The sequence below is a fragment of the Paractinoplanes durhamensis genome (assembly GCF_016862175.1).
GTDB lineage: Bacteria > Actinomycetota > Actinomycetes > Mycobacteriales > Micromonosporaceae > Actinoplanes > Actinoplanes durhamensis.
In genome coordinates, this window is sequence record NZ_BOML01000070.1 from 19,143 (window position 1) to 31,705 (window position 12,563).

Genomic DNA, 12,563 nt, shown 5'->3' on the forward strand with positions numbered 1-12,563 from the left:
GATGAAGTACGACGTCGACGCCCTCACCCTGGAAGAGAAGGCGTCCCTGCTCTCCGGGCACGACGACTGGTACACCGAGACGATCGACCGGCTCGGCATCCCCGCGATCGAGGTCGGCGACGGCCCGCACGGGCTGCGCAAGGAGACCGGCGTCGACATGGTGTGGGTGCCGGCCACCGGCTTCCCGACCGCCTCGGCGATGGGCGCCTCCTGGGACCGCGACCTGGTCCGCCGGGTGGCGGCGGCGATCGGCGCGGAGGCCCGGGCCGAGGGCGTCCAGGTCGTGCTCGGGCCGGGCGTCAACATGAAGCGGTCCCCGCTGTGCGGGCGCAACTTCGAGTACTTCGCCGAGGACCCGATGCTCGCCGGCGAGCTGGGCGCCGCCTACGTGCGCGGCCTGCAGGAGACCGGCGTCGGGGCGTCGCTCAAGCACTTCGCGGCCAACAACCAGGAGATCGAGCGGACCCGGATCTCGGTGGAGGCCGACGAACGTACGCTCCGGGAGATCTATCTCGCCGCCTTCGAGCGGGTCGTCAAGACCGCCGACCCGTGGACGGTGATGTGCTCCTACAACCGGCTGCACGGGGTGCACGCCTCGGAGAACCGGTGGCTGCTCACCGAGATCCTGCGCGACGAGTGGGGGTACGAGGGCCTGGTCGTCTCCGACTGGAACGCCGTGCACCACCGGGTCCGCGCCCTGGCCGCCGGCCTCGACCTGGAGATGCCCGGCACCGGCGGGGTGACCGACGCCGAGATCGTCGCCGCCGTCCGCTCGGGCGAACTCCCGGAGAGCGTCGTCGACGGGGCCGCCCGCCGGGTGCTGCGCCTGGTCGAGCGGGCCTACCCGGGCCCGGACCTGGTCAACGGCCCGATCGTCGACCTCGGCGTGCCGCCCGGTCGCCGGTTGTCCGCCGAGCAGCTCGCTCTGCTGCGCGCCGACGAGCACCACGCGCTCGCCCGCGAGGCGGCCGCTGGCTGCGTGACCCTGTTGCGCAACGAAAACGCAGCGCTGCCGTTGAAAAAAGGCCGGATCGCCGTCGTCGGCGCGTTCGCCGCGCACGCCCGCATCCAGGGCGGCGGCTCCTCCGGGGTCGACCCGACCCGCGTCGACAACGCCCTCGACCTGCTCAGCGAGGTCTACGGCGACCGGCTCGGCTACGCGCCCGGCTACGTCCACAAGCCGATGAACGCCTACCAGGACGACCTGCGCGCCTACCTCGACGCGCACGACAGCCCGTTCGTCGACGACGGCCGGGGGCCGGCCCGCCGGTCGGCCGCGCTCGCCGAGGCGCTGCGCCTGGCCGCCGCGGCCGAACGCGTCGCGGCCGGCCCGCTCTCCGCCCAGGCCGGCCGGCTCATCGACGAGGCCGCCGCGGTCGCCGCCGGCGCCGAGGTGATCGTGGTGTTCGCCGGCCTGCCGCTCGCCTTCGAGCAGGAGGCCGACGACCGGACCACCCTGGCGCTGCCCGCCGACCAGGTCGCCCTCATCGAGCGTCTGGCCGGCCTGGAAGCGACCCTCGTCGTGGTGCTGTCGAACGGCGCGGCGGTGACCATGGACCCGTGGCACGACCGGGCCGACGCGATCGTCGAGGCGTGGCTGCCCGGGCAGGCCGGCGCGGGCGCGGTCGTCGACGTCCTGCTCGGCCGGGTCAACCCGTCCGGCAAGATCGCCGAGACGTTCCCACTGGCCGTCGAGGACACCCCCGCCTACGTGACGTGGACCGGTGAGCGCGGCACGGTCCTCTACGGCGAGGGGGTGTTCATCGGCTACCGCTGGTACGACGCGCTCCGCCGCGAGGTCCGCTACCCGTTCGGCCACGGCCTGTCCTACACGACGTTCGCCTACACCGACCTCGACGTGCTGATCGGCGACGCCGTGCAGGTCTCGTGCACGGTCACCAACACCGGCACCGTCGCCGGCCAGGAGATCGTCCAGCTCTACGTCGGCGATCCGGACGCCGCGGTCCGCCGCCCGCTGCGCGAGCTCCGCGGCTTCGAAAAGATCAAGATCAATCCCGGCGACAGCGTACGGGTGACCTTCGCGCTTGACGATCGCGACTTCGCGTACTGGGACGTCGCGGCCGGCCGTGGCGACGGGAAATTCGGGGCCTGGCGCCGGGAGGGCGGCGAGTTCGTGATCGAGGTCGGCGCGTCCTCGCGCGACATCCGGTTGCGCACGAGCATCGACCTGCCCGACGACCCGAAGCTCGCGCCCCTGGTGCCCGACGAGGACCTGCTGAAGCTCGGCGCCTCGCGTTTCACCCAGGGCTACCGTTAGGAAACCAGTTTCCTAGGTGTTTCCGAGCAACACTCCGGTAACACTATTGACATCGGTAAATGCTCCTTCGTAGGTTGAGGAAACCTTTTTCCGCTGGGCCGGTCAAAGTCGGTCAACTCCCACGGCGGGTCATCCCCGAAGGAGTTGGCAGATGCTGAAACGACTGGGCCGGCTGCTGGCCGTGCCCGTGTTGCTCGTCGTCGCCCTGATCGCTCAGCCGGCGCTGCCCGCGCTGGCCGCGGCCGAGACGATGACCGTCGACATGGCCACCTACGGCGGGACGCCCACCTACCGGGCGTCCGGCTTCATCTACGGCATCTCGCAGAACGGCGCGACCCCGTCGTCGTCGCTGCAGAGCCAGATCAAAGTGAAGGTGATGCGGGCCGGCGGGTCGCAGATAGGGTGCCCGAACGGCGGGTACGTCAACGGCGGCTACACGGCGCGGTGGAACTTCATCAAGGCCTACTACGCCCGGGCCAAGGCCACCGGCGCGCGGTTCAGCCTGCTGCTGTCCGGCATGTGGGGCTCGGACGGGGTCTGCACGGTGCCGCGCTGGCCCGGCGACAGCAGCAACTGGACGGAGTACACCAACTTCGTCAACCAGCTGATCGCCGACGCCAAGGCCAACGGCATGACCGGCAGCGACGTGCGCTGGGACCTGTGGAACGAGCCGAACATCTTCTTCTGGGGCCGCACCCAGAGCCAGTACCTGGAGATGATCCGGCGCGGCACCCAGCTGGTGCGGGCGGCCATCCCGGGCGCGGTGATCGAGGGGCCCAGCTACGCCGGGGTGCCGACCACGTCCAACTCGTGGTGGACCACCTACCTCGACTACGTGAAGGCCAACAACGTCGTGCCGAACATCATGAGCTGGCACGACCTGCCCGGCGACCCGGCCGTCGACTGGGCCAACCTGTCCGGGATGCTCTCGTCACGCGGCATCACGATCAGCGGCACCTCGGTCAACGAGTACGGCGCGTTCGGTGACGAGCAGCAGCCCGGCCCCTCGGCCTGGTACATCGCCCGGCTCGAACGCTGCAACTGCGACGGCGCCCGGGCCAACTGGGGGATGGTCGGCCAGACGCCGTCGCTGTACGACACGTTCGGCTGGCTGGTCACCGCGAACGCGAACCAGCCGATGGGGCAGTGGTGGGTCTACAAGCGCTACGCCGACCAGACCGGCCAGCGCACGAAGATCACCGAGAGCGCCGGCCACGACGGCACCGTGTTCCAGGACTCGTCGGCGCGTAAGTCGATCGCGGTCTACGGCGCCAAGGCCGGCGGCGCCCAGGGCACGATCGACATCCGCTACACCGGCATCCCGTCCTGGCTGGTCACCGGCACCACGGTGAACGTCCTGGTGGAGCGGTTGCCGTCGACAAACGCCTACGTGAGCGCGCCGACCGTGGTGTCCAACGCGCGGGCGACGGTCAGCGGCGGCGCGATCACCGTCTCGGTCAACTGGGCGAGCAACAAGGACGCGTACGCGGTGACCCTCACGCCGTAGGCCGCGTCAGGCTTCCGCCTGCAGCACCGGCCCGAACAGACGCCGCGTCTGTTCGGGCCGCAGGCCCATGAACTTCCCGAACGCGGTGACCAGGATCGTGTCCGGTTCCGCCGCGGTCGCGATGGTGCCGGTCGCGGTCACCCGGCGGCCCTCCACCGCGACCACCTCGGCGGTGAGCCGCAGCGGGGTCAGCAGCGGCACCGGCGCCCGGTAGGCGGTGTCCAACCGGACGGTCATTCCCGGATTGCCGGAGGCCACCACGGCGTGGCCGAGGATCTGGTCGAGCAGCATCGCGCTGACCCCGCCGTGCGCGAACCGGGGCGGCCCCTCGAAGGCCAGGCCCAGCGTGCACCACCCGATCGACGTGCCGCCGGCCGTCTCGATGCGCAGCGGCGGCGCGAGCGCGCTCCCGCCGCCGGTCACCGGGTTGTACATCCGGACCCTGCCGAGCAGGTCGTCCGCGCTGGCCGGGGTGGACCGGCCGCGCACCCGCTCGCCGAGCCGCCCGGCCACCGCCCGGATCTCGGCGGCCGCCGCGAGCAGATCGCCGGCCGGCATCTCGGTGGCGGTTGCCCGCTCGACCAGCTCCCGCAGCGCGTCGCCCAACTCGGTGACCGCCGCGCGCCGCGTTTCTTTGAAGTCCTCCACAGAGAACAGCATCGCCGCCCGCTGCCGGGCAGCGCAGAGCTAGTGAATCAAGTCACACTGCTATAACCTGTTCTAGTTGCTCTGAAGGAGGAGGCGCGCGATGGCCAAGGTGACCGTTGAGGCCGATGCCAAGGCGGATCCGCAGCGGATCTGGGAAGTCCTGTCGACCCCGTCCCGGGTCCCGGAATGGAACACGATGCACGAGGGATTCACCGGTGACGTCCCGGCGACGCTCGCCGAGGGCACGACCTACAAGCAGCGGGTCAAGCTGATGGGCATGCCCGCCGAGATGGCCTGGCGGGTCACCACCGCCGACGCGCCGGGCCGGCTCGAGCAGAACGGCGACGGCCCGATGGGCGTCAAGGCGAAGAACCTCTTCGTCGTCGAGCCGAGCGACAGCGGCTCGCACATCACCTACGAGATGGAGTTCATCGGCCCGGCGCTGAAGGGCCCGATGGCCGGCATGCTCGAGAAGCAGGCCGGTGCCGCCGGTCAGCAGGCCCTCGCCAAGCTGGTCGCCCTGGTGGAGTAGGGCTCAGCGCAGGAGCAGCCGGCTGGCCAGCTCCAAATGGTTGACCACGTCGTTCGCCGAGGCGCGGCGGGTCACCCAGGCCACCAGGTTGGACAGCCACACGTCGCCGATGACCCGGGCCTTCGCCTGGTCGTCGGCGGTCGGCTCGCCGTCGGTCATGGCCCGGGTGAACATGTCCTCCATCAGCCGCGCGACCGCGTTGACCTCGGCGCTCGCGGACGGGTCGGCGAACATGAAGGCCCGGGTCATCGCCTCGGTGAGCAGCGGCTCGCGCTGCATCGCCCGGGTCACCCGGCTGAGCACGAACTGCATCCGCTCGTGCGGGGTGTCGCCGGGGATCGGCTTGCGCTCCAGCTTGTCCTGGATCTTCTCCAGCTCCAGGGCCAGCGCCGACACCAGCAGGTGGATCTTCGACGGGAAGTAGCGGTAGAGCGTGCCGAGGGCCACCTCCGCCCGCTCCGCGACGGTGCGCATCTGCACCGCGTCGTAGCCGCCCTTGGACGCCAACTGCAGCGTCGCCTCGAGGATCCGGCGCCGCCGGTCCCGCTGCGCGGCCGAGCCCTGATCGCTGTCGAGTGCGCCGGCACTGGTATTCGTTCTCGGTGCTGCCATCGTTACCTCTCGCGGCCTGAATCCTGTCGCCAGCCTAGCAACGCCATGTTGACAACCTGTTGCGGCGACGCCTGTTCTCCGCAAACTGAAACATGTTCTAATGGCGGCATGGGTCCGGATTTCGATCTCGACGACACCCAGGAGGCGATCGTCCGCCTCGCCGGCGAGGTGCTGGCCGGCCACGACGGCACCCCCGACCGGCTGTGGAAGTCGCTCGGCCAGGCCGGGCTGCTCGGCCTCGCGGTGCCGGCCGAGCTGGGCGGCGCCGGGCTGGGCGCGACCGAGACCGGCCTGCTGCTCACCGAGATCGGCCGGCACGCCGCCCTGGTGCCGGCCTGGTCCACCCTGGCGCTCGGGGTCCTCCCGGTGGCGCGCTGGGGCAGCCCCGCCCAGCAGCGCGACCTGCTCCCGCCGGTCCTCGAGGGGCGAATACTGACCGCCGCCCTGAGCGCGCAGGTCCGGGCCGCGCCGGACGGCCGGCTCACCGGCACGTGCCGAGCGGTCCCGGCCGCCGACCGGGCCTACCGCGTGCTGATCCCGGTTGGCACCCCGGGCGTCGCCCTCGTCGATCCGGCCGCGCCCGGCGTGACCCTGACCCGGATCCCGACCTCGTCGGGGGCGGACGAGTTCGCGCTGCGGCTCGACGACGTCCCGGCCGAGCCGCTGGCCGACCCCGAGGCCGACCTTTTCCGGTACGCCGTGGCCGGCGCCTGCGCCCTCGGCGACGGTGCGCTGGCCGGTGCGCTGCGGATGACCGCCGACCACGTGCGCGACCGGCACCAGTTCGGCCGGCCGCTCGCCACCTTCCAGGCGGTCGCCCAGGAGATCGCCGACGTCTACGTCGCCTCCCGCACGATGCACCTGGCCGCCCTCGCCGCCAGTTGGGGCGTGGACCGGGGGCGCGACGACGACCTGGGGGTCGCCGCGTACTGGCTCGGCCGCGAGGCCCTGCCGGCCCTGCGGGTCTGCCACCACCTGCACGGCGGGCTCGGCCTGGCCGCCGACTACCCGCTGCACCGGCACACCGCCCTGGTCCGCGACCTGGTCCGCCACCTCGGGAGCGCATGGTGTTCATCGACCTGACCGACGAGCAGCATGCGCTTCGGGCGCGGCTCAGGACGTACCTCCAAGGAATTTTGTCCCTCGAAGAGCGGGCCGTGCTCCTGCGGGAGCGGCACGGGACGGTTTATCGCGACCTCGTGCGGCGGCTCGGGCGGGACGGGTGGCTCGGCCTCGGTTTTCCGAAGCGGTTCGGGGGCGGCGGGCTCGGCCCGGTCGAGCAGCAGATCTTCGTGAACGAGGCGGCCCGCGCCGACGTCCCGCTGCCCGCCGTCACGCTGCAGACGGTGGCGCCGACGCTGCTCGCGCACGGCTCGCCCGAGCAGCAGGAGTTCTTCCTGCCGCCGATCCTGGCCGGCGAGCTGCACTTCGCGATCGGCTACACCGAGCCGGAGGCCGGGACCGATCTCGCGGCGCTGCGCACCCGCGCGGTCCGCGACGGCGACGAGTACGTGGTGAACGGGCAGAAGACCTTCACCACCGGCGCGCACGACGCCGACTACCTGTGGCTGGCCTGCCGCACCGACCCGGACGCGCCCCGGCACCGCGGCCTCAGCGTCCTCATCGTCGACACCACCGACCCCGGCTACTCGTGGACGCCGATCATCACCTGCGACGGCGCGCACCACGTCAACTCGGTCTACCTCAGCGACGTGCGGGTGCCGGTGTCCCGCCGGGTCGGCGCCGAGAACGCCGGCTGGCGGCTGCTGACCACCCAGCTCAACCACGAGCGGGTGATGCTCGGTCCGGCCGGGCGGTTCGGCGCCTTCATCGATCGGGTACGCGCGTGGGCGGTCACCCACGACACGCCCGACGTGCGCCGCGCCCTCGACCACGCCACCATCGCGATGCGGGTGAACGAGCTGCTCAACTGGCAGGTGACCGGGGCCGAGCCGAGCCCCGCCGACGCCTCCGCCACCAAGGTCTTCTCCTCCGAGCGGCTGCTGCGGATCGGCCAGGAGCTCGAGGAGGTGGTCTGGCGGCACGGCGACCCGGCCGACCCGGCCACCGCCGACCTGCTCACCTGGCTGGACGTGCAGGCCAAACGCAACCTGGTGCTGACCTTCGGCGGCGGGGTGAACGAGATCCAGCGGGAGATCATCGCGTCCGCCGGGCTCGGCCTGCCGCGGGTGCCGCGATGATCGCCGAGGCCGCGGAGCGGATCGCCGCGCTCGGGCTGTCGCCGGCCCGGCTCGCCCGCGACCCGGTCAACCTCCCGGCGATCCGCGACTGGCTGGCCGCGATCGGCGACGACAACCCGGTCTACGAGCGGGACGGCCTGGCCCCGCCCGCGATGGCGCAGGTGTGGACCATGCGCGGGCTGAGGGCCCGGCCCGATGCCGATCCGCTGCACGAGATGTCGGCGGTGCTCGACGCGGCCGGCTACACGTCGGTGGTGGCCACCGACTGTGCCCAGACCTACCACCGCTACCTGCGGGTGGGGGAGGTGGTGGCGGTGCGCGGCCGGCTCCTCGACGTGGCCGGGCCGAAGCGCACCGCGCTCGGCGAGGGCTGGTTCGTCAACACTGAGAGCATCTGGGAGGTGGCCGGTGAGCCGGTCGCCGAGATGCGGTTCCGGATCCTCAAGTTCCGGCCCGGCGCCACGCCGCCCGCGTCCCCGGCCGAGCCGATCCGGCCGGTCGTCGGCCTCGACACCGCCTTCTTCTGGGCCGGCCTCGAAGCCGGGGAGCTGCGCATCCAGAGCTGCGGCGACTGCGGGGCGCTGCGCCACCCGCCCGGGCCGGCCTGCCCGCGGTGCGGCGCGCTCAAGCCGTCGTACGTGGTGGCGGCCGGCACCGGGCGCATCCACAGCTATGTGGTGCACCGCCATCCGCCGCTGCCGGGCCGCCGGTCGCCGGTCGTGGTCGCCCTGGTCGACCTGGACGAAGGGGTGCGGATGGTGGGGGAGCTGCGCGGTGTGCGGCCGGACGAGGTGCGGATCGGGGGCGAGGTGCGGGCCTGCATCGTGGACGGCCTGCCCGCCTGGACGCCGGCCGGGCTGGCCGACCTGCCGCCGTGGGAGCTCGCCGTCACCCCGACCGTCATCGTCAGCACCGCCCTGGCCACCCGGGACTTCCAGGACGTGCACCACGACCGGGACGCGGCCGTGCGCCGCGGCAGCCGGGACATCTTCCTCAACATCCTCACCACCACCGGGCTGGTGCAGCGCTACGTCACCGACTGGGCCGGGCCGGCCGCGGTGCTGCGCGGCATCGAGATCCGGCTCGGCGCGCCCTGCTATCCGTACGACACGCTCACCTTCACCGGGCAGGCCCGCGGCCGCGACGTCGCGGTCACCGGGCGGACCGGGACCGGCGAGCACGTGGCCGGCACCGTCCGGATGGCGTCATGATCGCCCGGGCGACGGCGATCGCCGGGATCGGCGCCACCGAATTCGCCAAGGACTCCGGGCGCAGCGAACTCCGCCTCGCCGTCGAAGCCGTCCGGGCCGCCCTCGACGACGCCGGGCTGCAACCGTCCGACGTCGACGGGCTGACCACCTTCACCATGGACGACAACGCCGAGATCGCGGTGGCCCGGGAGATCGGCGCCGGCGAGCTGACCTTTCTCAGCCGGATCGGGTACGGCGGGGGCGCCGCCTGCGCGGTCGTGCAGCAGGCCGTGCTCGCCGTCGCGACCGGGATCGCTTCGACGGTGGTCTGCTACCGCGCACTCAACGAGCGGTCGGGCCGCCGGTTCGGGCAGGCCACCACGCCGCCCGGGCTCGACGCGAGCTGGCACTACCCGATGGGGCTGGCCACCCCGGCCGCGATGGTGGCGATGGTGGCGCGGCGTTATATGCATGATTACGGCGCCACCACCGACGACCTCGGCCGGGTCTCGGTGGCGGCCCGGCGGTATGCGGCCACCAATCCGGCCGCCTGGTTCTACCGGCGGCCGATCACCCTCGACGACCATCGGGCCTCGCGCTGGATCGCCGAACCGTTGCGGCTGCTCGACTGCTGCCAGGAGAGCGACGGCGCGGTCGCGCTCGTGATCACGTCCGCCGAGCGGGCCCGCGATCTGCGCCGGCCGCCCGCGGTGATCTGCGCGGCCGCCCAGGGCAGCGGGACCGACCAGTTCGTGATGACCAGCTACTACCGCGACGACGTGGCCGCGCTGCCGGAGATGGGGGTGGTGGCCCGCCAGCTGTGGGGGCAGTCCGGATTCACGCCCGGCGACGTACGCACCGCCGTGCTCTATGACCACTTCACCCCGTACGTGCTGATGCAGTTGGAGGAACTGGGGTTTTGCGGTCGTGGCGAAGCCCGGCATCTCATCGCCGACGATCGGCTGCCGATCAACCCGAACGGCGGGCAGCTGGGGGAGGCGTACATCCATGGCATGAACGGCATCGCCGAGGCCGTGCGGCAGGTCCGCGGCACCGCGGTGAACCAGATCCCCGGCGACGGTCCGGTGCTGGTCACGGCGGGCACCGGGGTGCCGACCAGCGGGTTGATCCTCAGCGGAGCGTGACCACCGCGTCGGAGAGGACCGGGCGGTCGCCGACGCTCGCCTGCAGGACCAGCCGGCCGTCCTCGCGCCAGACCCGGGTGTGCAGGGTGTCGCCCGGGAAGACCACCCCGGCGAAGCGGGCCCGATAGCTCGCCACCCGGTCCGGTTCGGTGCCGATCGCCGCCTTCAGCACCATGGCGTACGTGCAGAGGCCGTGCAGGATCGGGCGGGGGAACCCGGCCCGGGCCGCGAACGCCGGATCGACGTGCAGCGGGTTGCGGTCGCCCAGAAGCCGGTACCAGAGCGCCTGCCGCGGGTCGGTCGGCGTGCGCACCTCGGCGTCCGGCTCCCGGTCGGGCAGCGGCACCCGGGTGTCCGGGCCGCGGTCGCCGCCGAACCCGCCCTCGCCCTTGACGAAGATGCTGATCCGGCTGGTGAACAGGTCGGTGGTGGTCTCGGTGACGACGATCGCGGCGGTGCCCTTGTCGTAGACGGCGGCGATCCGCGAGCGGGCCCGGCACCGGCCCTTCACCGGGATCGGCTGGTGCAGCTCGATCTCCTGGCGGCCGTGCACGACCCGGGCCAGGTCGACGTCGACGCCGGGCATCCGGACCGTCGGCGGTTCGGTGTCGCCCAGCGTGGTGGCGACCGTGGCGAAGCTGGGGAGCACGCCGCAGAGGGCGTCCTCGTACACGTAGGGAAGCTCGCCGGCGCCGACGGCCAGGTGGTAGAGCAGCACGTCGGTGCTGTCCCAGCTGAGGTCGCGGCTCGGCAGCTCGGCGCCGACGGCGCGGGCGGGGTCGATCGGCATCAGCTCTCCATGTCTCGCGCGGCCAGATATCCGAAAGTGAGCGCCGGGCCCAGGGTCGCGCCCGCGCCCGCGTAGCTGCGGCCCATCACCGCGGCGGTCGCGTTGCCCGCCGCGTACAGGCCGGGGATCGCCGTGCCGTCCGGGCGCAGCACCCGGGCCCGCTCGTCGGTGCGCAGGCCGCCCTTGGTGCCGAGGTCGCCGGGCACCATCCGGAACGCGTAGAACGGCGGCCTCACCAGCGCGCCCAAGCAGGGGTTGGGTCGCTGCCGTGGGTCGCCGTAGTAGCGGTCGTAGGCCGAGTCGCCACGGTGGAAGTCGTCGTCCCGGCCGCTCGCCGCGAACCCGTTGAACCGCCGCACGGTGTCGCCCAGCGCCTGCGCCGGGACGCCGATCCGGTCGGCCAGTGCGTCCAGCGAATCGGCCCGGTGTGCGACGCCCGCGTCGAACCAGCGGCGCGGCAGCCGGGCCCGCGGGCCGCGGCCGGCGAACAGGTAGCGGTCCCGGTAGGTCTGGTCGGCCACCAGCCAGGCGGGTAGCTGCGCTTCGAACATCGCGTGCACCGCGTCCGCGTAGGGCGCCGCCTCGTTGACGAACCTCCGCCCGGTCGCGTCGACCAGCAGGCAGCCGGGTTGGTTGCGCTCGGCGAGGCAGAAGTACGGTCCACCGGTGAGCGGGATCGACGGCCCCCACCACGCCTCGTCCATCAGGTCGAGCGCGGCGCCGAGCCGCTCACCCGCCTCGATGCCGTCCCCGGTGTTACCGGCCGCCCCGACGGTCCACTCGACCCCGATGTCCTGATATTTCCGGCGCATCGCTTCGTTCTGCTCGAAGCCGCCGCTGGCCAGCAGCACGCCCTTCCTGGCGCTTACCGTGGTGTCGCCCACCCGGACCCCGGTCACCTGGCTTTCCTCGGCCACCCGGACGCCGGCCACCCGGCCGTTCTCGACCACCAGGTCGGTCATCGGCGTGCCGAGCCGCACCGGAACGTCGGCGGCGCGCAGTCCGGCTCGGAGGCCGGCGGCCAGTGCCTGGCCCATGGTGAGCTTTCGGCGGCCGCTCAGCCTTGCGATCAGGCCGCGGGCAGCCAGCCGCGCCCCGGTGCTGACCGACCGCGGATGCCGCAGGCCCAGCGACAGCCATCGGTAGTCGACCTGGGTGACCGCGACCCCGTCCGGCGCGGCCCGGTAGGGCGTGGCCAGGGCCGCCAGGTCGGGCCCGATCAGGCGGGCGTCCAGCGGTTTCGGCTCGATGCTGCGGCCTTCGGGGCGGCCGCCCGGCGCTTCCGGGTAGTAGTCGGGATAGCCCGGCACCCAGGCGAAGTCGAGCGGGGTGTGCGCCCGGATGAAGGCCAGCACCTCGGGTGCGGCCGACAGGAACGCGTTCTGCCGCTCGGGCGTGGCGTCGGCGCCGGCGACGTGCGCCAGGTAGGTGCGCGCGTCACCGCCGATGCCGGCCCGGGTCAGCACGTCATTGCCCGGCATCCACAGACCGCCGCCCGACCTCGCGGTGGATCCGCCGTAGCTGTCAGCCTTTTCCAGCACGACCGCCGTCAACCCGTGGTGCGCCGCGGCGAGCGCCGCGACCATGCCCGCGCCACCGCTGCCGACCACGACAACGTCGAACTCGTCCTCGGTCATCGTCACTAGAACAGGTTATAGTT

At 72.6% G+C, this 12,563-nt stretch carries 11 protein-coding genes and 1 pseudogene; 8 read left to right on the forward strand and 4 right to left on the reverse strand.

Annotation, left to right across the window (positions count from 1 at the left end; translation table 11 throughout):
• Position 1 precedes the first annotated feature (1 nt).
• Together Adu01nite_RS40685 and Adu01nite_RS40690 are read left to right on the forward strand one after the other, a co-directional pair.
• Positions 2-2,278, forward strand: a complete 2,277-nt coding sequence (locus tag Adu01nite_RS40685; RefSeq protein ID WP_203734699.1) for a beta-glucosidase family protein — start codon at positions 2-4, stop codon at positions 2,276-2,278.
• A gap of 151 nt (positions 2,279-2,429) precedes the next feature.
• Complete coding sequence (locus Adu01nite_RS40690) at positions 2,430-3,785, forward strand: beta-xylosidase (RefSeq protein WP_203734700.1); 1,356 nt, start codon at positions 2,430-2,432, stop codon at positions 3,783-3,785.
• Between the two features lie 6 nt (positions 3,786-3,791).
• On the opposite strand, the gene Adu01nite_RS40695 is transcribed toward Adu01nite_RS40690, so the two are convergent.
• Positions 3,792-4,445, reverse strand: a complete 654-nt coding sequence (locus Adu01nite_RS40695; protein ID WP_203734701.1) for a PaaI family thioesterase — start codon at positions 4,443-4,445, stop codon at positions 3,792-3,794.
• 88 nt (positions 4,446-4,533) lie between these two features.
• On the opposite strand from Adu01nite_RS40695, the gene Adu01nite_RS40700 reads away from it, so the two are divergent.
• Positions 4,534-4,965 carry a type II toxin-antitoxin system Rv0910 family toxin gene (locus Adu01nite_RS40700; protein WP_203734702.1) on the forward strand — a complete coding sequence of 144 codons (432 nt, stop codon included), beginning with the start codon at positions 4,534-4,536 and terminating at the stop codon, positions 4,963-4,965.
• Between the two features lie 3 nt (positions 4,966-4,968).
• On the opposite strand, the gene kstR is transcribed toward Adu01nite_RS40700, so the two are convergent.
• Positions 4,969-5,577, reverse strand: a complete 609-nt coding sequence (gene kstR / locus Adu01nite_RS40705) for a cholesterol catabolism transcriptional regulator KstR (protein WP_203734703.1) — start codon at positions 5,575-5,577, stop codon at positions 4,969-4,971.
• 108 nt (positions 5,578-5,685) lie between these two features.
• On the opposite strand from kstR, the gene Adu01nite_RS40710 reads away from it, so the two are divergent.
• The 5 genes and pseudogenes from Adu01nite_RS40710 (at position 5,686) to Adu01nite_RS40725 (ending at position 10,113) form a co-directional block, all read left to right on the forward strand.
• Positions 5,686-6,660, forward strand: coding sequence for an acyl-CoA dehydrogenase family protein (locus Adu01nite_RS40710; RefSeq protein WP_203734704.1), 975 nt, complete (start codon positions 5,686-5,688; stop codon positions 6,658-6,660).
• Positions 6,645-7,778 (forward strand): acyl-CoA dehydrogenase family protein, encoded by a 1,134-nt coding sequence (locus tag Adu01nite_RS40715; RefSeq protein ID WP_203734791.1) that lies wholly within the window; start codon positions 6,645-6,647, stop codon positions 7,776-7,778. The genes Adu01nite_RS40710 and Adu01nite_RS40715 overlap by 16 nt, the downstream gene beginning before the upstream one ends.
• A pseudogene (locus Adu01nite_RS40720) lies at positions 7,775-8,623 on the forward strand (bifunctional MaoC family dehydratase N-terminal/OB-fold nucleic acid binding domain-containing protein); the annotation flags it as partial. The gene Adu01nite_RS40715 and the pseudogene Adu01nite_RS40720, both read left to right, overlap by 4 nt.
• Positions 8,624-8,635: 12 nt before the next feature.
• A complete protein-coding gene (locus tag Adu01nite_RS48245) occupies positions 8,636-8,989 on the forward strand; it encodes a MaoC/PaaZ C-terminal domain-containing protein (RefSeq protein WP_239133101.1) in 354 nt (117 codons plus the stop codon).
• Positions 8,986-10,113, forward strand: coding sequence for a lipid-transfer protein (locus Adu01nite_RS40725; RefSeq protein ID WP_203734706.1), 1,128 nt, complete (start codon positions 8,986-8,988; stop codon positions 10,111-10,113). The genes Adu01nite_RS48245 and Adu01nite_RS40725 overlap by 4 nt, the downstream gene beginning before the upstream one ends.
• Here the strand turns inward: Adu01nite_RS40725 and Adu01nite_RS40730 are convergent.
• The gene (locus tag Adu01nite_RS40730; RefSeq protein ID WP_203734707.1) at positions 10,100-10,903 is read right to left on the reverse strand and encodes a MaoC/PaaZ C-terminal domain-containing protein; all 804 of its coding nucleotides are present in this window, start codon (positions 10,901-10,903) and stop codon (positions 10,100-10,102) included. The two genes, Adu01nite_RS40725 and Adu01nite_RS40730, sit on opposite strands and share 14 nt — an antisense overlap.
• Complete coding sequence (kstD, locus tag Adu01nite_RS40735) at positions 10,903-12,540, reverse strand: 3-oxosteroid 1-dehydrogenase (RefSeq protein WP_379138585.1); 1,638 nt, start codon at positions 12,538-12,540, stop codon at positions 10,903-10,905. Before kstD ends, Adu01nite_RS40730 begins: the two co-directional genes overlap by 1 nt.
• Positions 12,541-12,563: the final 23 nt, after the last annotated feature.

Bases quoted from the DNA above. Each gene is read 5' to 3' on its own strand.
- Adu01nite_RS40685 (WP_203734699.1), top strand. From the start codon at position 2: ATGAAGTACGACGTCGACGCCCTCACCCTGGAAGAGAAGGCGTCCCTG.
- Adu01nite_RS40690 (WP_203734700.1), top strand. From the start codon at position 2,430: ATGCTGAAACGACTGGGCCGGCTGCTGGCCGTGCCCGTGTTGCTCGTC.
- Adu01nite_RS40695 (WP_203734701.1), bottom strand. From the start codon at position 4,445: ATGCTGTTCTCTGTGGAGGACTTCAAAGAAACGCGGCGCGCGGCGGTC.
- Adu01nite_RS40700 (WP_203734702.1), top strand. From the start codon at position 4,534: ATGGCCAAGGTGACCGTTGAGGCCGATGCCAAGGCGGATCCGCAGCGG.
- kstR (WP_203734703.1), bottom strand. From the start codon at position 5,577: ATGGCAGCACCGAGAACGAATACCAGTGCCGGCGCACTCGACAGCGAT.
- Adu01nite_RS40710 (WP_203734704.1), top strand. From the start codon at position 5,686: ATGGGTCCGGATTTCGATCTCGACGACACCCAGGAGGCGATCGTCCGC.
- Adu01nite_RS40725 (WP_203734706.1), top strand. From the start codon at position 8,986: ATGATCGCCCGGGCGACGGCGATCGCCGGGATCGGCGCCACCGAATTC.
- Adu01nite_RS40730 (WP_203734707.1), bottom strand. From the start codon at position 10,903: ATGCCGATCGACCCCGCCCGCGCCGTCGGCGCCGAGCTGCCGAGCCGC.
- kstD (WP_379138585.1), bottom strand. From the start codon at position 12,540: ATGACCGAGGACGAGTTCGACGTTGTCGTGGTCGGCAGCGGTGGCGCG.